Origin of the sequence: Corallococcus sp. CA047B, assembly GCF_003612065.1 — a bacterium.
Classification (GTDB): Bacteria; Myxococcota; Myxococcia; order Myxococcales; family Myxococcaceae; genus Corallococcus; species Corallococcus praedator.
Genome location: NZ_RAWD01000076.1, coordinates 1 through 20,997, shown reverse-complemented (window position 1 = coordinate 20,997; position 20,997 = coordinate 1). Strand labels below are relative to the sequence as shown.

General features: G+C 70.5%; 17 protein-coding genes. 6 read left to right on the top strand and 11 right to left on the bottom strand.

Annotation, left to right across the window (positions count from 1 at the left end):
• Positions 1-63: 63 nt before the first annotated feature.
• The 3 genes from D7X74_RS14595 to D7X74_RS14585 all read right to left on the bottom strand — a co-directional run bounded on the left by D7X74_RS14595 (position 64) and on the right by D7X74_RS14585 (position 6,132).
• Complete coding sequence (locus tag D7X74_RS14595) at positions 64-1,086, bottom strand: sigma-54 interaction domain-containing protein (protein ID WP_370450752.1); 1,023 nt, start codon at positions 1,084-1,086, stop codon at positions 64-66.
• Positions 1,087-1,498: 412 nt separating this feature from the next.
• Positions 1,499-3,754 carry a hypothetical protein gene (locus tag D7X74_RS14590; protein WP_341870423.1) on the bottom strand — a complete coding sequence of 752 codons (2,256 nt, stop codon included), beginning with the start codon at positions 3,752-3,754 and terminating at the stop codon, positions 1,499-1,501.
• Positions 3,751-6,132 (bottom strand): FdhF/YdeP family oxidoreductase, encoded by a 2,382-nt coding sequence (locus D7X74_RS14585; protein ID WP_120533563.1) that lies wholly within the window; start codon positions 6,130-6,132, stop codon positions 3,751-3,753. The genes D7X74_RS14590 and D7X74_RS14585 overlap by 4 nt, the downstream gene beginning before the upstream one ends.
• Before the next feature lie 197 nt (positions 6,133-6,329).
• Here D7X74_RS14585 and D7X74_RS14580 point away from each other — a divergent pair, with 197 nt between their 5' ends.
• From D7X74_RS14580 to D7X74_RS14555, 6 genes are all read left to right on the top strand, one after another.
• On the top strand, positions 6,330-6,755 hold the full coding sequence (locus tag D7X74_RS14580; RefSeq protein WP_120533562.1) for a hypothetical protein: 426 nt from the start codon (positions 6,330-6,332) through the stop codon (positions 6,753-6,755).
• A 102-nt stretch (positions 6,756-6,857) separates the two neighbouring features.
• Positions 6,858-7,313 (top strand): hypothetical protein, encoded by a 456-nt coding sequence (locus D7X74_RS14575; RefSeq protein ID WP_120533561.1) that lies wholly within the window; start codon positions 6,858-6,860, stop codon positions 7,311-7,313.
• 132 nt (positions 7,314-7,445) lie between these two features.
• Positions 7,446-9,101 carry a urocanate hydratase gene (gene hutU, locus D7X74_RS14570; RefSeq protein WP_120533560.1) on the top strand — a complete coding sequence of 552 codons (1,656 nt, stop codon included), beginning with the start codon at positions 7,446-7,448 and terminating at the stop codon, positions 9,099-9,101.
• Positions 9,102-9,111: 10 nt separating this feature from the next.
• Positions 9,112-9,837, top strand: coding sequence for a hypothetical protein (locus D7X74_RS14565; RefSeq protein WP_120533575.1), 726 nt, complete (start codon positions 9,112-9,114; stop codon positions 9,835-9,837).
• Positions 9,838-9,840: 3 nt separating this feature from the next.
• Positions 9,841-11,109 (top strand): imidazolonepropionase, encoded by a 1,269-nt coding sequence (hutI, locus tag D7X74_RS14560; protein WP_120533559.1) that lies wholly within the window; start codon positions 9,841-9,843, stop codon positions 11,107-11,109.
• Positions 11,110-11,196: 87 nt separating this feature from the next.
• Positions 11,197-12,072 (top strand): class II glutamine amidotransferase, encoded by an 876-nt coding sequence (locus D7X74_RS14555; protein WP_120533558.1) that lies wholly within the window; start codon positions 11,197-11,199, stop codon positions 12,070-12,072.
• A 33-nt stretch (positions 12,073-12,105) separates the two neighbouring features.
• Here D7X74_RS14555 and tsaE read toward each other — a convergent pair whose 3' ends face one another.
• The 8 genes from tsaE to tilS all read right to left on the bottom strand — a co-directional run.
• On the bottom strand, positions 12,106-12,585 hold the full coding sequence (gene tsaE, locus D7X74_RS14550; RefSeq protein ID WP_120533557.1) for a tRNA (adenosine(37)-N6)-threonylcarbamoyltransferase complex ATPase subunit type 1 TsaE: 480 nt from the start codon (positions 12,583-12,585) through the stop codon (positions 12,106-12,108).
• Entirely contained in the window at positions 12,582-14,114 is a 1,533-nt protein-coding gene (locus tag D7X74_RS14545) for an NAD(P)H-hydrate dehydratase (protein WP_120533556.1), read from the bottom strand. The genes tsaE and D7X74_RS14545 overlap by 4 nt, the downstream gene beginning before the upstream one ends.
• A 19-nt stretch (positions 14,115-14,133) precedes the next feature.
• Entirely contained in the window at positions 14,134-14,508 is a 375-nt protein-coding gene (gene acpS / locus D7X74_RS14540; RefSeq protein ID WP_120533555.1) for a holo-ACP synthase, read from the bottom strand.
• A gap of 5 nt (positions 14,509-14,513) precedes the next feature.
• Positions 14,514-15,239, bottom strand: coding sequence for a pyridoxine 5'-phosphate synthase (locus D7X74_RS14535; protein WP_120533554.1), 726 nt, complete (start codon positions 15,237-15,239; stop codon positions 14,514-14,516).
• 130 nt (positions 15,240-15,369) lie between these two features.
• The gene (glmM, locus tag D7X74_RS14530; protein WP_120533553.1) at positions 15,370-16,764 is read right to left on the bottom strand and encodes a phosphoglucosamine mutase; all 1,395 of its coding nucleotides are present in this window, start codon (positions 16,762-16,764) and stop codon (positions 15,370-15,372) included.
• Between the two features lie 168 nt (positions 16,765-16,932).
• Complete coding sequence (gene folP / locus D7X74_RS14525; RefSeq protein ID WP_341870424.1) at positions 16,933-18,153, bottom strand: dihydropteroate synthase; 1,221 nt, start codon at positions 18,151-18,153, stop codon at positions 16,933-16,935.
• Between the two features lie 151 nt (positions 18,154-18,304).
• On the bottom strand, positions 18,305-20,221 hold the full coding sequence (gene ftsH, locus D7X74_RS14520) for an ATP-dependent zinc metalloprotease FtsH (protein ID WP_120533551.1): 1,917 nt from the start codon (positions 20,219-20,221) through the stop codon (positions 18,305-18,307).
• Positions 20,222-20,403: 182 nt separating this feature from the next.
• Positions 20,404-20,997 (bottom strand): tRNA lysidine(34) synthetase TilS (gene tilS, locus D7X74_RS14515; RefSeq protein WP_147446569.1); only part of this gene is annotated, 594 nt, incomplete at its 5' end.

Genomic DNA, 20,997 nt, shown 5'->3' with positions numbered 1-20,997 from the left:
TCCAACACCCCATGAAGCCAGTCAATGACTGTATATTTCAACCCGCCCGAGTCAAAGCAGACATCAACTCTTCAGGCCATGCCGGCGCAGGAGCCGATACAGGTACACGCGGTCCATGTCCGCGGCGGCGGCGGCCTGGGACACCTTGCCTCCGTGCAGCTTGAGGAGCGCTTCCACGTAATCGTGCTCGAAGGACTCCAGCGCCTGGCGTCGGGCCTCCGCGTACGTCAACGCGGCATCCACGGAACGGGGGGCCACGGGCGGATGACCGGAGTCGGAGAGCGCTGGCGGCAGCGCGCTCTGGAAGACGAGGCAGCGCTCCAGGTGGTTGCGCAGCTCGCGCACGTTGCCCGGCCACGGGGCCTTCTGGAGTCGCGCGAGGAAGTCCGGCGTGGTCAGCGACTCCACCTGCGCGGGCGTGGCGCCCAGCCCCGCGAGGATGCGCTCGGCGATGAGCGGGAGGTCCTCCGGCCGCTCGCGCAGGGAGGGGATGGGAATGCCCACCACCGCGAGCCGGAAGTACAGGTCCGCCCGGAAGCGGCCCGCCTGCACCTCCGCGCGCAGGTCGCGGTGCGTGGCCGCGATGACGCGCACGTTGACCGCTTGATGCATGTTGGAGCCCAGGCGGCGGATCTCCCGGTTCTCCAGCACGCGCAACAGCTTGGGCTGCAGCTCCGCGGGCAGCTCGCCAATCTCATCCAGGAAGATGGTGCCTCCGTCGGCTTCCTCGAAGGCTCCCACGCGCCGCTGGATGGCCCCGGTGAAGGCGCCCTTCTCGTGGCCGAACAGCTCACTCTCCAGGAGGTTCGCCGGGAGCGCGCCGCAGTCCACCACCAGGAAGGGAGCGCCCGCGCGGGCTCCCGCGCGGTGGATGGCGAGCGCGGCCCGGCTCTTCCCCGTCCCCGTCTCTCCTTCCAGCAGCACCGTGGCGTTGCAGGAGGCCGCACGCTCCATCCGATCAAAGCTGGCCCGAGCCGCGGCGGACCGGGCCACCAGTTCCCCGAAGGCCGCGCTCTCTGGAAGGGATTCCGGACGCGTCAACGGAGCGTCCTCCTCGCGCGACTCGCACCGGGCGGAGAACGACACCCCGCTGGTTCCGCTTCCCCCCCGCGTTCGCGCCTGGCGCCACCGGACCCCACCCACGAAGGTTCCGGGACGCTCTTTCGGGGACCTCGTGCGCGCGGCCCCCTTTCGCTCCGTCTTCATCTCGCAGTGGAAACGCGACACGGCGACTCCCTCGCTCGACCTCTTCATTGACGAAACGCTCCTCCCCCCAGCCACCACTTCGTTCAACGACTTGGAGGCCGTTCCCGTCACTTGTGACACGGTGATGCCGCGCGCGTGGAGGCAGGCATCCCGTTCAACTGGACGGACGGAGGTCCTGGGGCCCCCTGCCCCGGACGGTCTTCCAGCATCCCTCGTCAGCCTTTACGCCGGACCTTCTGGATATTCCCGGACAATTCCCCGGGCCATTTCCGCCCCTCTGGGGACGAGGCCTTCAGCGCACGATCAGGTCCACCACGAAGTCCGCACCGGCATCGCCCGTCCGGGCCGCATCCACCACGTCGGGCCGCTCGTCCCCCACCCAAAGGCCCAGCACGTCGTACACCAGCCACTGCGCAAGCGGTCGGGACACACCTTGCGCCGCCTCCCGGGGCACACCGGCCAGGGCCCCCTGCGTCTCCATCAGCGCCCGAGCCAGTCGCGCCGGTACCACCCAGCACTCGGCACGCACGAAGGCGGGCACCAGGAAGAGACAGAAGGCGGCCTCGGTGCGTGCGAGCAACGCGTCCAGCCGCTCGCGGCCCAGGCGGAACGTGGGCAGCCACTGGCCCTCGCCCCGCTGCTCCAGCTTCGCCACCGGCATCCGGACCACGCGCCGCGTGCGCACGAAGCCCTCGCGCTCCACCGACACGACGAAGGCCACCTCCACGCCCCCGTCACGCGCGGGGGGCGGCGCGCGTTGCACGGTCATCGTCAGGGACAGTGGGGAGGCGCGCCCCTGGGCCAGCAGCGAACCCAGGTCCGCCTGGATGCGCTCCAGCTCCGCGCGCAGGCCCTCCAGCAATCCGGCCACCAGCTCCGCGGTCTCCTCGCGGAAGCGCTCCGGATGGCGCGCGGCGACGTCCGCCTCCACGCGCCCCACCGCGCCCACCAGCAGGTCCTCCAGGTCGCGGTCGCGCAGCCAGGTGCGCCCGCCCACCGGCACCGAGCGCGTCGCGTGCAGGTGGCGCAGCGAAGCCGTCAACGTCGCGGGCTCCGTGGCCTCCACCGGCGTCGGGGACCTGCCCTGCCCCGCGCCCGCCTGGAGCCAGGACTGGAGCGAGCGCGCCCGGAAGCGGGCCTTGGGGGATGGGTGCTCCAGCATCTTGCGCACCAGCCGCCGGTCCGTGGCGGTGCGCACCAACGCGAGCACCGCCAGCTCCGCCTCGGAGGACGCCTCGTCCGGCGCGCACCACAGGAGGAACTCGATGGCCGCCTTGCGCAACACGGGCTTCTTGCCCATGCGCTGCGCCACCTCCGCGCGCCACGCCACCAGCCCGTCCAGGCCGGGCCGCGCGGGGGAGCGGAAGCGCGGCCACACCTCCGCGCACTCCTCCGCCAGCCACACCAGGTGCGCGTAGCCGGGCACGGACTCCAGCCGCGCGCGGGCCCGGGTGCGCCGCTCGAAGGCCTCCGGCACGCCCCGCCGCACGGCCGCGCGGAACAGCCGCTCCTCCAGCCACAGGAGCGCGAGCGCGAGCGCGGGTTCGTTCTTGCGCATCGTGCCGTGGCAATGGTCCAGGACGAACCGCGCGTGGCCCAGGTCCGCCGCCGCCTCGAAGTCGCTCTGCACCAGCGCGCCCAGCGCCCCGCGCAGCCCGTCCACCGGGGGCGAGTCGAAGAGCGTGAGCAGGTCGCACAGGTTCTCCACCACCGCGGGCGGGCCACCCACCTCCACCGTGCGCGCCAGCAACAGTCCCGCGCGCGAACACCAGTCCGGCTCCTTGCGCCCGTTGGGGTAGCACGCGAGGAAGCCGCGCATGCCACCGCGGCCGTCCGGGGACGTGGCCAGCGCGAAGAGACGCTCGCCCAGCACCTCGCTCGCCTCGCGCCAGGGGATGCGCGCGGCGCGCGTGCGGATGAACTCGGCGAGCCGGTCGCGGCCCTCCTCGCGCGTGTCGGGCAGGAGCGCGCGCAACTGCTCCAGCAGCCCCACCGACTTCGGCCCCGCGCCCAGCACCAACTTCAGGTCCACCTCCACCGCGTCCTGGAAGCGCAGCGCGCGGCCGTCGAACGTGCATGGCACGCCCCGCACCAGCGCCTGCAATGCATCCGGGTGGCGCTTCAGGTAGCGCGTGAGCACCGTGGACAGCGACGCGTCCGTCTCGCGCTGGATCCGCTCCGCGCCCTCCGCGTCCCCCGCCTCGCGGAGCGTGGCCACTGCTTCGCGCTGCCGGGCCAGGAGCTGTCCCAACAGGCCCGAGGGCGGCTCCGCGTAGGGCCAGAGCAGCTCGCTGCACGTGGACAACAGGAAGAGCACCTCGCCCGGACTGCGCTCGCCCGGGGACAGCCGCTCCCACGCGGCGGCCTGGGCCCGCGTGCGCTCCTCCAACGAAGCCCCGCGCACCCAGCGGGCGAAGTCCTCACGCCAGCCGGCGCTCAGGGCCACGGCGTCCTGGGGCGTCGCCACCGCCACCTGCGCATGCAGCGACTGGAGCGACTCCGGCCACCCGACCCCGGCCGACGACGGCATGGGAACAGACAGGCTCACCCGGGCCTCGCGACATCCGGAGTCCCGGCCGGCAGCAGGGCGGCGGAGACAGTGCTCGGGGCCACGGTGATGACGATGGACTTCGACGTGGGCGTGCGGCTCTTCTCCGCGTGGCTGTCCACCGGCACCAGCACGTTCGCCTCGGGGAAGTACGTGGCCGCGCACGCGCGGGGGATGTTGTACGGCACCACCAGGAACTCCCGGGCCACGCGCGTCTGGCCCTGGAAGTGGCTGGTGAGGTCCACCTTCTGCCCCGCTGACAACCCCCGCGCCTTCACGTCCTCCGGGTGCAGGAACACCACGCGACGGCCCTGGTGGATGCCCCGGTAGCGGTCATCCAGGCCATACACGGTGGTGTTGTATTGATCATGCGAGCGCAGCGTCATCATCAGCAACTGCCCCGGCTCCAGCTTCAGGCGCGGCATGGTGTGCACCGTGAAGTGGGCCTTTCCATCCGGCGTGGGGAAGCGTCCCTCGCGCGGACCGTTGGGCAGCGCGAACCCGCCGGACTCGCGCACGCGGCGGTTGAAGTCCTCGAAGCCCGGGATGCAGCGGGAGATGAGCTCGCGCACCCGGTCGTAGTCCTCCACCAACGACAGCCACGGAACCTTCGAGCGGGCCCCCAGCACCGCGTGCGCCAGCCGCGCGACGATGACGGGCTCGCTGAGCAGGTGTTCGGACGCGGGCGTCACCGCGCCGCGCGACGCGTGCACCATCCCCATCGAGTCCTCCACGGTGACGAACTGCCGCCCCGTGGCCTGCACGTCATGCTCCGTGCGGCCCAGGCACGGGAGGATCAACGCGCGCCTTCCATGCACCAGGTGCGCGCGGTTGAGCTTGGTGGACACGTGCACCGTGAGGCGCGAGCGCCGCAGGCCCTCCGCGGTGAACTCCGTGTCCGGCGTGGCCGACAGGAAGTTGCCCCCCAGCGCGAAGAACACCTTCACCCGGCCATCATGCAGGCCCTTCAGCGTGGCCACCGTGTCCAGCCCGGTGTGGCGCGGCGGCGAGAAGCCGAACTCGCGCTCCAGCGCATCCAGGAACGCGGGCTGGGGATGCTCCCAGATGCCCATGGTGCGGTCGCCCTGCACATTGCTGTGCCCGCGCACCGGACACACGCCCGCCCCGGCCTTGCCGATGCTCCCGCGCAGCAGCGTCAGGTTGACCACCTCCTGCACGTTGCCCACGGCGTTGCGGTGCTGGGTGAGGCCCATGGCCCAGCAGAAGATGGTGCGCTCGGATCTCGCCAGGATGTCCGCCGCGGACTCAATCTGCTCGCGGGGCACGCCGCTCTGTTCCACGACGTCGTCCCACGACACCGTGCCCAGGTGCGCCGCGTACGCGTCGAAGCCCGCCGTCCTGCCTTCGACGAACGCCCGGTCCACCACGGTGCCGGGCGCCTTCGCCTCGCGCTCCAGCAGCGCCTTGCCCAGCCCCTGGAGGAGCGCGACGTCGCCGTTGATGCGCACCTGGAGGAAGAGCTTGTTGAGCGCGGTGCCGGGACCGAGCAGGTGCAGCACCTCCTGCGGGTGCTTGAAGCGGTTGAGCCCGGTCTCCGGCAGCGGATTGACGCTGACGATTTCACAGCCCCGGCGCGCGGCGGCCTGGAGCGCCGTGAGCATGCGCGGGTGGTTGGTGCCCGGGTTCTGGCCAATGACGAAGATGGCCTGCGCGTGGTCGAAGTCCTCCAGCGTGACGGAGCCCTTGCCAATGCCCAGCGTCTCCGAGAGGCCCGTGCCGCTGGACTCGTGGCACATGTTGGAGCAGTCCGGCAGGTTGTTGGTGCCGAACTGCCGCACGAACAACTGGTACAGGAACGCGGCCTCGTTGCTGGTCCGGCCGGACGTGTAGAAGCACGCCTCGTCCGGTGAGCCCAGCGCGTTCAACTCCTCCGCCACCAGCGCGAACGCCTCGTCCCACGACAGGGGCTCGTAGTGCGTGGCGCCCTCGCGCAGCACCATCGGGTGCGTGAGCCGGCCCGCCTTGCCCAGCCACAGGTCGGACTGCCCGGCGAGCCGCGCCACGCTCCACTCGCGGAAGAACTCCGGCGTCACGCGCTCGCGAGTCCCCTCCTCCGCCACCGCCTTCGCGCCGTTCTCGCAGTACTCGTTCACCGACCGGTGCGACGGATCCGGCCACGCGCACCCGGGACAGTCGAAGCCATCCGTCTGGTTGATCTTCCAGAGCAGCTTGCCGCCGCGCCAGGGCCCCGCTTCTCCCAGCACGTGCTTGAACGCGTGCAGCACCGCGGGCAGGCCCCCCGCCACCGTCTTCACCGCGCCCACATCCGGAGGGCGGACCTCCACGGGAGGCTGGGCCGCCGGCACCGCCAGGGCCTTCTCGTCCGCGTCCTCCACCTGTCGTGGTGCCTTGGCCATGTCCCACCTTCGTCCCGGGTCGTTCTCTTCCGGGCGCGGACTCTACCCCGCTCCCGCCTTCCCGACAGGTCGGGGGTTGATCAGGACTCTCCTGGAATAAGGACAAGACCATATTCTCAAGTCTCACCGGGCTCATGCAGGATGGGTCCACACGGGGTGCTTCACGGCCCCCGTCCCCCCAAGCAGGAGCCATCCCCATGAAGGCCATCTCTTCCGTCGCCGCCGCCGCCGCGCTGTTCGTGTCCGTCCCCGCCCTGGCCGGGCACAGCATCCAGTCCACCCACGGATTGTCCATTGTCGACAACGGCGCGTCGTCTCCGGCGACGGGCGTCAACATGGCGATCACCTGGAACGAGAGCACCCTGTACGCGTACGCGAGCTTCAGCGGCATCGCGAACGGCAACTCCTACGACTTCAACCTGGTCGGCTCGTCCGTCACCGCCGTCACCGCCTCCAACATCAACGGCCTGTGGAACATCCACCGCAACGGCGTGCTCATCTGTGGCGGCTGCACCGGCAGCGCCTACGGACTGACGGCGGGGGTGGGCAGCGGCATCAAGTTCTACACGAGCGGTGAGGTCTACGGCTTCAGCGCCTACGTGGACGCGCGCCAGGACTACTGACGCACGAAGCCTGCGCGGTAAACACGTATTTCACGCATAGCGGGTTTCGTGCAGGATGGGGGCACATGCGGGGTCCCCGTGCCCCCATCACTCGGAGTTCCCATGAAGGCCGTGCGTTTCGCCATCGCCGCCGCGCTGCTGCTGTCCCTCCCCGCCCTGGCCGCCGCCGGTGTGCACAGCATCTGGTCCGACAGCGGCATGTACATCAGCGACAACTCGGGCTCGACCCTGTATCCGGTGACGGAAGGGGGCGTGGTGATCAGCTGGAGCGAGTCCACCGGGGCCGTGTTCGCGAACCTGCACGGTCGCGCCGTCATCCTTGGCAGCCCCACCCCCACCTTCCGGGACTATGACGTCGAGCTGATCAGCGGCTCCGCCAGCTTCCCCACCGAGGACGTCATGTTCGGGCAGTGGAACATCCGCCGCAATGGCGCGCTCATCTGCGGCAACTGCCGGGGGACCCTCGTCGGACTGGATTCGGGCAGCAGCATCCAGTTCTTCGACAGCACCAACAAGTTCCGCTTCTTCGCCAGCGTGGGGGCGCGCAAGGACTACTGACGCACGGCGTCCAGGCGGCCCGGGTTCGCGAGGGGACAGGCCCTGCACGGCGTCCCCCCGCGACGTGGAAGGTTCGGTTAGGGTGCCCGCCCGGGCGCCCCTTCACGCGCCACCTTTCCAGGAGCCTTCCGCATGTCCCGCATCATCCGCGCCTCTCGCGGCACCACCCTCTCCTGCAAGGGCTGGGTGCAGGAGGCCGCGCTCCGGATGCTGATGAACAACCTCGACCCGGACGTGGCCGAGCAGCCCGGAGACCTGGTCGTCTACGGCGGCACCGGCAAGGCCGCCCGCGACTGGCCGTCGTTCGACCGCATCGTCTCAAGCCTCCAGAGCCTCACCGACGACGAGACGCTGCTCGTGCAGTCCGGCAAGCCCGTGGGCATCCTGCGCACGCACCCGGACGCGCCGCGCGTGCTCATCGCCAACTCCAACCTCGTGGGCCACTGGGCCAACTGGGAGCACTTCCACGAGCTGGAGAAGAAGGGCCTGATGATGTACGGCCAGATGACGGCCGGCTCGTGGATCTACATCGGCACGCAGGGCATCCTTCAGGGCACCTACGAGACCTTCGCCGCCGCGGGCCGCTTCCACTTCGGCAGCGAGGACCTGGCCGGCCGCCTCATCCTCTCCGGTGGCCTGGGTGGCATGGGCGGCGCGCAGCCGCTGGCCGCCACGATGAACAACGCCGTGTTCCTGGGCGTGGAGATCGATCCGCACCGCGCCCAGCGCCGCGTGGAGACGCGCTACCTGGACGTGGTGGCGAAGGACATCGACGAGGCGCTGGCCCTGGCGAAGGACGCGCAACAGAAGCGCGTGGGCCGCTCCATCGCCATCATCGGCAACGCGGCGTCGGTGTTCCGCGAACTGTACAAGCGCGGCATCAAGCCGGACCTCGTGACGGACCAGACGAGCGCGCATGATCCGCTCAACGGCTACATCCCCACGGACCTGTCGCTGGAGGCCGCCGCCGAGCTGCGCAAGCGCGACCCGGAGGGCTACGTGAAGCGCGCGCGCGAGTCGATGATCATGCACGTGCAGGCGATGAACGACTTCCAGGCCGCCGGCAGCCACGTGTTCGACTACGGCAACAACCTGCGCGGCCAGGCGAAGGTGGGCGGCATGCAGAACGCCTTCGAGTTCCCCGGCTTCGTGCCCGCGTACATCCGCCCGCTGTTCTGCGAGGGCATGGGCCCGTTCCGCTGGGTGGCGCTGTCCGGAGACCCGGAGGACATCCGCCGCACGGACCGCGCGGTGCGCGAGCTGTTCCCGCACAAGGCGTCGCTCAACCGCTGGCTGGACATGGCCCAGGAGCGCGTGGCGTTCCAGGGCCTGCCCGCGCGCATCTGCTGGCTGGGCTATGGCGAGCGCGCCAAGGCCGGGCTCGCGTTCAACGAGCTGGTCCGCAAGGGCGAGGTGAAGGCGCCCATCGTGATTGGCCGCGACCACCTGGACTGCGGCAGCGTGGCGTCCCCCAACCGCGAGACGGAGGCCATGAAGGACGGCTCGGACGCGGTGGCGGACTGGCCCATCCTGAACGCGCTGGTGAACGCGGTGAACGGCGCGTCGTGGGTGTCCTTCCACCACGGCGGCGGCGTGGGCATGGGCTACTCGCTGCACGCGGGCCAGGTCATCGTCGCGGACGGCACCCCGGAGGCCGCGCGCCGCATCGAGCGCGTGCTCACCTCCGACCCCGCCATGGGCGTGCTGCGCCACGCGGACGCCGGCTACACGGAGGCCACCGACGTCGCGAAGGAGCGGGGCGTGCGCATCCCGGGCCTCACCGCCTAGAGTGCGCCGGATGCCAAGCCGGATCCGCGCAGTCTTGATGACGGGGGTGCTGGGGGTGCTCGCGGCCTGCACGCCCACCACCACCGGGCCCATGGTGATGCGCATGGGTCCGGGCCTGTCCAACGAGCGCTTCTATCAAATCGGCTTCCGCTCCGGCCCCCGCCTCAACGCCCCGCAGCTGTCCGAGCGCGGGGAGCTGGACGGCGCCTTCGAGGGCGACGCGAAGCCCTTCGACAGCGAGCAGTGGGGCATCGCCTACGACGGAACGGTGACGCTGCCGCTGGATGAGCGGCTGTCGCTGCACGTCGGGCTCCAGGGGGAGTTCTTCCTGGCGCCGGTGCCGGGCTACGGCCTGTACTCGGGCCTGTCGTACTACATCGGTTCACGGACGGTGGGGCTGGCCCCGGCGATCGCGGTGCGGGGCGCGTCGGACTTCGGCCTGGGCGACACGGACAGCACCAGCAGCCTGTTCGGCATGGAGGGCACCTGCGCCTTCAGCGTGCAGCCGGAGCCCGGCATGTCGCTGGGGCTGGTGCCCTTCGTGGGCGTGCACCAGTCCCTGGTGAACCCCGGCTCGCAGGTGACGAGCGTGTATTACGGCGCGGTGGTGGCCGCGCAGATTTCCTTGGGCGAGGCCGGCAAGTCGAAGCTGGAGGTGTCCGGCGGTTTCGGCCGGGCCCGCGCGAATGGCAGCAGTTGGAACGTGCCCATCGCCGGGGTGCGTGGAGGACGCTGACACATGACGGAAGCGCTCGACCTGTGGGTTCGCAACACCTCCGAGGTGCTCACCGTCGAGGGCACGCACCGCGAGCCCGCGGAGGTGGCCCTCACCCCGCGCCCCGCCGCCTGCGTGGGCATCCGCCAGGGCCGCGTGGCCTTCGTGGGCCGGGAAGCGGACCTGCCCAGGGGCGCGCTCACGGACGCGACGGAGATCATCGACGCCGAGGGCGGCTTCGTGGGCCCGGGCTTCGTGGATCCGCACACGCACCTGGTCTTCGCGGGGGAGCGCTCCGCGGAGTTCGACCTGCGCAACCAGGGCGCCACGTATCTCGAAATCGCCAAGGCGGGCGGCGGCATCGTCAACACGGTGGGCGCCACCCGCGCGGCCAGCGAGGAGGAGCTGGCCCGGCTCGCCCTGCCCCGCCTGGAGCGGCTGCTCGCGCAGGGCGTGACGACCGCCGAGGTGAAGAGCGGCTACGGCCTGTCGCTGGCGGACGAGCTGAAGATGCTGCGCGCGGTGCGCAGGCTGGGTGCGCTGTCCCCGCTGGAGCTGGTGCCCACGCTCCTGTGCGCGCACGCGGTGCCCGCGGAGTACCAGGGCCGCCGAGGCGACTACCTGGACCTGTGCATCAACGAGATTCTCCCCGCCGTGGCGCGCGAGGGCCTGGCGCGCTTCTGTGACGTCTTCACGGAGGAGAGCGCCTTCACCGTGGACGAGTCACGCCGCCTGCTGCTCGCGGGCAAGGCGCTGGGCCTCACGCCGCGCCTGCACGCGGATCAGCTCACCGCCTGCGGGGCCTCCGCGCTCGCCGCCGAGGTGGGGGCCAGCAGCGCGGACCACCTGGAGCAGGTGACGGACGAAGGCATCCGCGCGCTCGCCGCCGCGAACGTCACCGCCGTGCTCGTGCCCACCTCCACCCTCTTCCTGCGCATGCGCCCCTACGCGCCCGGCCGGAAGTTGCGCGACGCGGGCGTCAACATTGCTTTGGGTTCAAACGTGAATCCCGGTTCTTCCATGACGGAAAACCTGGCGCTGGTGCTGGGGCTCGCCTGCCTGGAGAACGGGCTGACTGCCGCCGAGGCGTACTGGGCCGCCACACGGGGCGCCGCGCAATGCTTGGGGTTGCAACGGCAGGGGCGGCTGGCTGTCGGTGATGCGGGCGACCTGGTGGTCTTCGGCTGTCGCAGTTACCGGCACCTGCCTTATCATCTGGGTATCAGCCACGCGCGAGTGGTGGTGAAGGCAGGACAGGTGGTGTGTCGCGCGCGGATGGATTGCTGTCCCTGAGTGCGTGCCGCTGAACAACGGGCATCGTCCGAGGGGGCAAGTGGAACTTCCCTCGTGGGCCGGCCGTTGTAGAGATCAGCTGCCACCATGTGCCGATTATTTGGATTCAGATCCGCGGTTCCCGCTGCTGTCCATACCGCCCTGGTGACGGAGAGGAACTCGCTCCTCATCCAGTCGCGCGAGCACAAGGACGGATGGGGCATTGCCTCATACGGACAGGAATGTTCACCGCTCGTGGCGCATGGCGTGGGCCCCGCGCACAGTGATCCTGATTTCGAGCGGGTGTCGAGTCAGGTGTCCGCGCGCACCGTGGTCGCGCACATCCGGCTCGCGAGCGTGGGTGCGGTGGAGATCCGCAACTCGCACCCGTTCCATTTCGGCCGCTGGTCGTTCGTGCACAACGGCACGCTGCGCGAGTTCGCGAAGCACAAGGCCGCCGTGGAGGCGCTCATCCACCCGGAGTTGCGCGTCAACATCAAGGGCACCACGGACAGCGAGCGCTGCTTCTACCTGTTCCTGTCGCGGCTCGCGGAGCGGGGTCCGCTCGACGGCTCGGTGCCGGCGGAGTCGATGGCGCGAGCCCTGGCGGAGACGATGACGCTCGTGTCCACGATGACGGACGTGCCAGGAAGCCGCGAGCCGAAGGAGCGCTCCGCGATGAACTTCCTCGTCACGGACGGCGAGGCGATGGTGGCCACGCGCCGCAACCGCACGCTCTTCATCTCCTCCGGCATCGGCGGCTGCCCCGAAGTGCTGCGCGCGCCGAACACGGACGTGCCGCTCCAGCAGTTCCTGGTCGCCAGCGAGTCGCTGTGCGGCGGTCCCCACTGGGTGCCGGTGGATGAAGAGGACGTGGTGGGCGTGGACGCGCGGCTCGTCTTCCGCCGCTGGAAGGTGCAGACGCTGGCCGAAGGTGTGCTGAACCCGCGCGCGTGTGAGCCGACCCAGAGCAGCGTGGCCTGAACCGCGCTGCGTGGGCCGCACCCGGGGCGTGCTTCAGCCGAGCCACGCCTCAAGCAGCGCGGTGGGACGCACACCAAACGCTTCGACCTCAAGGCTCCGCTCGGCCTCCCCTGCATGGCGCAGCGAGATGCGCAGGAACTCGCGCGGCGCGGCCTGGGGGATGCGGTCCAACCACTCCACCAACATGGCGCGGTCGTTGTCGGCCACCATGTCCACGAAGCCGGTGGCGTACAGCTCCTCGTAGTCGGCCAGCCGGTACAGGTCCGCGTGGTACAGCGGGATGCGTCCCTCGTACGGATACACGATGGCGAACGTGGGGCTCGCCACCTCCGACTTCGCCACGCCCGCCCCTTCCGCCACGCCGCGCACCAGGTGCGTCTTGCCCGCGCCCAGGTCGCCCACGAGCCCCACGAAGTCCCCGGGCTCCAGCAGCTTGCCCAGCTTCACTCCCAGCCGGTGCGTCTCCTCCGGGGACGGAGACACCAGGCGCCGCGTGAGGGTGGGCTCGCTCATCGCCCCCACCGCACCCAGACCGACCCCAGGTCCTCCAGCAGGTCCGTGGCGATGAGGCCCATCAGGCCCCGCCGCTTCGCCGCGAGGTCTCCCGCGAGTCCGTGCGCGTACACCGCCGTCCACGCCGCCCTGGGCAGCTTGATGCCCTGCGCGAGCAGCGCGCCGCACACGCCCGACAGCACGTCACCCGTGCCACCGGTGGCCATGCCCGCGTTGCCCGTGGGGTTGATGAACACGCGCCCTCCCGGCTCCGCGATGAGCGTGCGCGAGCCCTTGAGCACCACCGTGACATTGAGCGACGTGGCCATGTTCAGCGCCACGCCCACGCGGTGCTGCTGCACGTCCTTCGTCGTCCGCCCCCACAGCCGGGCCATCTCCCCCGGGTGCGGCGTGAGCAGCACGGGGCCCTTGGCCCGGCGCAGCACGGTCAGGTCCTCCGCCACGGCGTTGAGCGCGTCCGCGTCCAGCACCGCGGGCACGTCCACCGCCGCCAGCAGGTCGCCAATCAGCGCGCCCGTCTCCGGGCCCCGGGGGATGCCCGGGCCCATCACCAGCGCGTCCTTGCCCTCCAGCGCGCCCTTCAGCGCCTCCAGGTCGCCCTTGCCCAGCGGCCCCTCTCCCGGCAGGGCGATGCCCATGATCTCCGGCGAGTGCGCCATCACCCACGGCAGCGCCTCCGCGCGCGTGGCCACCGTGACGAGCCCCGCGCCGCTGCGCAACGCCGACAGGGCCACCATCGCCGCCGCGCCCGTCTTGCCCGGGCTGCCCGCCACCACCAGCACGTGGCCGTAGGTGCCCTTGTGCGTGTCCGCGCGGCGCGCCGGAATCACCTCGCGCGCGTCCTTCTCCTCCACCCGCAGCAGCTCCGCGCCCGACACCGCCCGCGCGGACTCGCCGCCCAGGCCAATGTCCACGCGCCGCACGTCCCCGCACAGCGAAGCGCCGGGCTCCAGCTCATGCGCGGGCTTCAGGAACCCGAAGGCCACCGTGACGTCCGCCTCCACGCACAGCGGAAAGGGCTCCGCGGTGTCGCTCTGGAGGCCCGACGGCACGTCCGCCGCCACCACCTTCGCCCCCGCGCGCCGCCACCGCGCCACGGTGCCAATCGCATCCGCGAAGGCCCCTTCCGGTGCGCGGCGCAGGCCGGTGCCGAACAGCGCGTCCACCACCACGTCCCCCGCGCCCGCCTCCGGCAGCGCTTCGAAGGCGCGCGGCGATTCGCCAAAGCCCTCCAGCGCCTGGAGGTTGCGCTTCGACTCCGCGGTGAGCTTCGCCGTGTCGCCCACCAGCGACACCACCACGCGCGCCCCACCTTCGAGCAGGAAGCGCGCGGCGACGAGCCCGTCCCCGCCGTTGTTGCCGGGGCCGCAGAGCACGGTGAAGCGCCCCCCCGGGCCCGCGATGCTCCGGGCGGCGTCCGCGAGCGCACGGCCCGCGTTCTCCATCAACAACCCGGAGGGCATCCCGTGGTGTTCCTGGGCGGCCGCTTCGGCTTCACGCATCTGGACGGCGGTGAGCACGCGCTGCATGGCTTCAGTCCTTCCTGCTTCACTTCGTCTGGAGCACCACCGTGGCCGCGGCCACGCCGGCATCATGGGTGAGCGCGAGCATCGCCTCCCACCCTCGCGCTTCCATCACTTCACGGGCCACGCCGGAGAGCACGAAGCGCGGCGGGCCGCCCTCGCGCACCACCTCCATGTCCTTCCAGTGCACCCCGGGCGGCACGCCCATCGCCTTCACCAGCGCCTCCTTCGCCGCGAACCTCGCCGCGAAGGCACTGGCCGCGTCGTGGCGGGGCGCGCAGTAGGCGCGCTCGCCTTCGGTGTACACGCGCGCCAGGAACGCATCCTTGCGGGGCCCGTCGAGGATGCGCTGGATGCGCTCGATGGAGCAGAGGTCCAACCCCAGGCCGACGATGGACATGGCGGCTACCCCGGGTCGCGCATCAGTTCCAACATCTCTCGCACCGCGCGCTCGAAGCCCACCAGCACCGCGCGCCCGACGATGGCGTGCCCGATGTTGAGTTCGTCGATCTCCTGGATGCGCGCGATGGCCTGCACGTTGTCGTAGTTGAGCCCGTGGCCCGCGGCCACGCCCATGCCCAGCTTCGCGCTCGCCTTGGCCGCGTCCACGATGCGCGCCAGCTCCCGCGCGCGCTCCTTGTCGTTGCGCGCCTCGCAGTAGCGCCCCGTGTGCAGCTCCACCCGGTCCGCGTTCACCTTGTGCGACGCGCGCACCTGGTCCAGGTCCGGATCGATGAACAGCGAGACGGCGATCTCCCCGTCCTTCAGGTTCTTGATGATCTTCGCGATGGTTTCGCGCTGGCCCGCGACCTCCAGGCCGCCCTCGGTGGTGAGCTCCTCGCGCCGCTCGGGCACGAGCGTCACCACGTCCGGCTTGTACTCGTAGGCGATCTTCACCATCTCCGCGGTGGCGGCCATCTCCAGGTTCAGGAGCGTCTGCACCGTGTCGCGCAGGATGCGCAGGTCCCGGTCCTGGATGTGGCGCCGGTCCTCGCGCAGGTGGATGGTGATCTGCCGGGCGCCGGCCAGCTCCGCCATCGCCGCCGCCGTCACCGGATCCGGATACACGGTGCGCCGCGCCTGCCGCAGCGTCGCCACGTGATCCACGTTGACACCCAGTCGCTGTCCCATCGACCGCTCCTCACCCGGCGCGAGGTGCGGGATTGTCCGAGGCCCGGGCCCGCGCCGGCCCCTCTATTGGTGGCCGGCGTCCGGAAGTCAACCGTCCTGCGCGGGGCCCGGGACGGAAGGCCCCGTCCTGCTAACCGTTGAGCGCCTTGGAGATCGCCTCGACGATTTCGCGGGCGTAGGCCTCGTTGCGCGTCGCGTCCTCGCCTTCGATGAGGACACGGGCCTTGGGCTCGGTGCCGGAGAAGCGCACCAGCACGCGGCCGGAGGAGCCCAGCTTCTGCTCCACGTTCTTGATGGCCTTCATCACCGTGGGCAGCTCGCCCAGCTCCCGGCGCTGCTTCACCACCACGTTGAGCAGCGTCTGCGGCACCGGCTGGAAGATGGAGGCCAGCTCGCTCAGGGGCTTGCCCTGCCGGCACATCACCGCCAGCAGCTGGAGCGCCGCGAGCGTGCCGTCGCCGGTGGTGGTGTGGTTCAGGAAGATGAGGTGGCCGCTCTGCTCGCCACCCAGGCTGTAGCCGTTGCGGCGCATCTCGTCGACGACGTGACGGTCACCCACGCGGGTGCGCGCGACCTTCACGCCCCACTGCGCCACCGCGCGCTCCAGGCCGATGTTGCTCATCACCGTGGCGACGAGCGTCTTCTTCTTCAGCTCCTTGCGAGCGACCAGCTCACCCGTGCAGATGGCCATGATGGCATCGCCGTCCACGACGTTGCCCTTCTCGTCCACGACGATGAGGCGGTCCGCGTCGCCGTCCAGCGCCACGCCCAGGTTGGCGCCGTGCTTCACCACCGCCTTGGCCAGGCCCTCCGGGTGGAGCGCGCCGCACTTGTGGTTGATGTTCTTGCCGTCCGGAGACACGCCCAGGGCGATGACCTTCGCGCCCAGCTCCTCCAGCACCGCGGGCGCCGTCTTGTAGGCCGCGCCGTTGGCGCAATCCACGACGATGGTCATTCCCTCCAGCGTCAGCTCACGGGGGAAGGTGGCCTTCAGGTAGACGATGTAGCGGCCCCGCGCGTCCTCCAGGCGGATGGCGCGGCCAATCTTGGTGGCCGTGGGGCGGATGTTGTCGATCTCCCCGCTGGAGACCAGCTCTTCAATCTTCGCTTCCGTCTCATCCGGCAGCTTGAAGCCGTCGCGCCAGAAGAACTTGATGCCGTTGTCCTGGTAGGGATTGTGCGACGCGGAGATGACGGCGCCCGCGTCCGCGCGCATGGACGTGGTGAGGTTGGAGATGCCGGGCGTGGGCAGCGGGCCCACCTGCTCCACGTCGACGCCCATGGAGATGAGGCCGGCGGACAGGGCCTGCTCCAGCATGTAGCCGGACAGACGCGTGTCCTTGCCCACGATGACGCGGTGCCGGTGCGGACCGCTGCGGATGAGGTACGCCAGCGCGCGACCGAGCTTCATCGCGACCTCGGCCGTCATCGGATAGACGTTGGCCACGCCGCGCACGCCGTCGGTGCCGAACAGCCGCTCCGTCTTCTGCGCTTCCTTGGGGGGCATGTTCATCCTGTACGCCATGTGTCCCGCTCCACCTTTCCCACGCCGGAGATGTCCTCCGGCCACGCTCACGTCCCGGGGCTTATACCCCTTCCGACACGCGGGCTCGAACGTAGGGACGGGATGACCACCAGGCAAGCACCCAGGCACGCCCGCCTGGCCTCTTTATGACAACCAGGCTTGCGTGCGTCAGGCGCCGTACAGGTCGCCGCCGCCCCGGGCATGGCGAATGGCATCCGCCACCGCCAGCGCGTCGCGCGCCTCCGTCACGTCGTGCACCCGCACCACGTCCGCGCCGCCCATCACCGCCATCGCCGCCACCGAGCCCAGCGTGGCCGCCAGCCGCTCGGTGGGGCCCCTGCCTCCCGTGAGCTTTCCAAGGAAGGACTTGCGGCTGGTGCCCACGAGCAGCGGCTGACCCAACCCCCGCAGTTCCTCCAGCCGGCGCAGCAGGAAGAGGTTGTGCTCCAGCGTCTTGCCGAACCCGATGCCGGGGTCCAACAGGATGCGCTCGCGAGGGATGCCCGCCAGCAGCGCCTGGAGCACGCCCTGCTCCAGGTAGTCCATCACCTCGCCCATCACGTCCTCGTAGAAGGGCGCCTGCTGCATCGTCCGGGGCATCCCCTGGGTGTGCATCAGACAACACGCCGCGCCCGCGGCGGCCACCACGCCGGGCAGGGTCGGGTCGAAGTGGAAGCCGGTGACGTCGTTGATGAGGTGCGCTCCGGCCTTGAGCACCTCCGCCGCCACCGACGCCTTCATGGTGTCCACGGAGATGGGCACCGACGTGCGCGCCCGCAGGCCCTCCACCACCTGGAGCACGCGCGCCAGCTCCTCCTCCGCGGGCACCGGAAGCGAGCCCGGCCGCGTGGATTCGCCTCCGACGTCGAGGATGTCCGCGCCGGCCTCCGCCAGGGCGACCCCGTGCTCCACCGCGCTGGCCGCGTCCGGGAACCGGCCGCCGTCGGAGAAGCTGTCCGGCGTCACGTTCACCACGCCCATGACGTACGTGCGCGTGCCCCACTCGAACCGGCGTCCGCCCAGCTCCAGCACGGGCGGCGTCTGGAGTTCGAGCACGGCCTCCAGCGCGCGCGCCAGCGCGTCCGTGCGGGGCGACTTGCGCGCCAGCGTGATGAGCCGCTCGAACTGCTTGCGGCTGCCGGACAGGAGCGCATCCCCGGCCCGGTCGCTGGCCTTGCCCGACACCCACGTCGGGAACTGCTCGCGCTCCCGGGTGCCGTATTCGGGAAGCAGCTCCTCCTCGTACGAGGGCCGTCCTCCCGTGACGAGCACCTGCGCGTGGCCCAGCTCGCGCGTCAGCTGCTGGCAGGAGCGCACGGACAGGTTCAGCCGGCGCAGCGCCAGCATCAGGTCGTCGGGACGATCGCGGGAGATGAGACGGGCACGCATCACGGTCGGGGCACCTCGGCGGCAACGGGCTCAGGCGAAGGCCCAGTGTCGCCGCTTCCTTCCGCCCACGGAAGGCCAGACCCAAGCGAAGGCCCTCCCCGACAGTCGCGGGAAGGGCCTTCGTCACTGCGTCAGGTGCCGCGAGAGGCGACTACGCCTTCTTCGGCTCCATGTTGGGCAGGCCCTCGAGCGCGTCGAGGATCTTCCGCTTGTCCTTCTTCTCCGTCGGCTTCGGGGAGGAGCTGACGCGCGGGGGCGGACGCTCACGGGTGAGCTGGCCGCCCTGCAGGATGATGTTCACGTCCTCGGCGTCGAGCGTCTCGTACTCCACCAGGGCGTCGGACACGCGCTGCAGCACGTCCATCTTGTCGGTGAGCAACTGCTTGCCGTGGGTGTAGCAGCCCACGACGATGCTGCGCACTTCCGCGTCGATCTGCCGGGCGGTGTCCTCGGAGTAGTCCTTGGACGAGTTGAAGTCGCGGCCCAGGAACACCTCACCGTCGCTCTTGCCGAACGCCAGCGGGCCCATCTTCTCGCTCATGCCCCAGCGGCACACCATGGCGCGCGCCGTCTCCGTCGCCCGCTCGATGTCGTTCGCCGCGCCGCTGCTCATCTCGTTGAACATGATCTCCTCGGCGATGCGGCCACCCATCGCCATGGTGATCTGATCCAGGATCTGCTTGCGGTAGCCGTTCACCTTGTCCTCGGTGGGCAGGCTCCAGGTGACGCCGAGGGCCTGACCGCGCGGGATGATGGTGACCTTGTGCAGCGGGTCGCAGCCCGGCAGCAGCTTGGCGAGCAGCGCGTGGCCGGCCTCGTGGACGGCCGTGTTCCGCTTCTCCTTGTCGGTCATGATCATGGACCGGCGCTCCGGGCCCATGAAGACCTTGTCCTTGGCCTGCTCGAAGTCCGTCAGGTCCACGCGCTCCTTGTTCTGGCGCGCGGCCATCAGGGCCGACTCGTTGACCAGGTTCTCCAGGTCCGCGCCCGTCATGCCGGGAGTACCGCGGGCGATGACCTCCAGCTCCACTTCCGGCGCCAGCGGCACGCGGCGGGTGTGCACCTTCAGCACGCCCAGGCGGCCCTTGAGGTCGGGACGGGGAACGATGATGCGGCGGTCGAAGCGGCCCGGGCGCTGGAGCGCCGGATCCAACACGTCCGGACGGTTCGTGGCGGCGATCAGGATGACGCCGTCGTTGGACTCGAAGCCGTCCATCTCCACCAGCAGCTGGTTGAGCGTCTGCTCGCGCTCGTCGTGACCGCCGCCCAGGCCCGCGCCACGGTGGCGGCCCACGGCGTCGATTTCGTCGATGAAGATGATGCAGGGGGCGTTCTTCTTGCCCTGCTCGAACAGGTCGCGCACGCGGCTGGCGCCGACGCCCACGAACATCTCCACGAAGTCCGAGCCGGAGATGGAGAAGAACGGGACGCCTGCTTCACCGGCCACCGCGCGGGCGAGCAGCGTCTTGCCCGTGCCCGGAGGCCCCATCATCAGGACGCCCTTGGGGATGCGGCCGCCCAGCTTGGTGAACTTCTTGGGGTCCTTGAGGAAGGCGACGATCTCCTCCAGCTCCTCCTTGCACTCGTCCACGCCAGCCACGTCCGCGAACGTGACCTTGTTGTGGCTTTCGCTCAGGAGCTTCGCCTTGGACTTCCCGAACGTCATCGCCTTGCCGCTGCCGCCCTGGAGCTGGCGCATGAAGAAGATGAAGAACAGGAACAGGAAGACGACGGGCATCCACTGCCCGAGGATGGTGAGCCAGAGGCTGTTCTGCTCCTCGCGCTCGTACTTCACATCCACGCCGGCGGCACGGAGCTGGTTGAGCACGGCCACGTCCGGCGGCGGTCCCGTGGTCCGGAACTTGTCGTTCGAATCATTGAACGTGCCGGAGTAGGTGTTGCCCTTGACGGAGACGGCCCGGACCTTCTTCTCCTCCACCTTGGTCAGAAGCTGGGTGAAGGTCGGTTCCTGCACCTGCTCGTTGCCTTGCGAGAAGAAATTGTAGAAGGCGACGAAGAGGACGATCAGGATGACCCAGAGCCCGATGGTCTTGTAGGTCGAACGCACGTTTCAGCTGCCCTTTCGGTACTCGGCGGGATGAGGGCCGTGCCAGGAAGAACCCCGGCGATGTTCGTCATTTGCCCGGCGCCCGCCTGTGTGCAGGCCAGCGACGGACCGTATCAGCAACAGTAAAAAGCCCTCAACTATTTAGGGGTCCGCGACCATCCCCCCGTTTCGAGGCATCGACTCTATAACGGAGGCCCCTTGCGTTCGCTTGTGGCCGGAGATGACGCCCACAGCGAGTGTCGGGAAGCCACCTCGGTGCTTGGCGCTCCCCGGTCCGCGACGGAGACCCCGACCCCGGGGAGCCACAACAGCCCCCCGTCCGCGTCCACCACCACCGGTTGCGCGTCGCGCGCCTCCGCCGGAACGCGGGCATCCACCAGCACGTCCTGCACCTTGCGGTGCCCCGACCGCGTGCGGACGCGGTCCCCCGGCCTCCGGGAGCGCACTGTCAGTGGCCACGCCGTCTCCTTCCCCAGCGCGAACTCCAACACGCCCGGGGGCGCGGATCCTTCCGCCACCTGGAAACGCCACGCGCCAAATCCACCCTCCGCGCCCGCTCCGGCGAGCACCAGCACCCCGGGAGCCCCCTGCGGACGCGGCCCCACGCAGCGCACGCGCCCGCCCGTGGCCGTGAGCGAAGCGCCGCCACTGAGGGGCGTCGTGCCGCCTCGGCGCACCGCGTCCATCACCCGCTCCAGCGTCCCCTGGTCCACCCGCGCGCCCGCCGCGTCCAGCAGTCGGGCGAGCACCCGGCGCCGGAGCGGAGCCTCCAGCGC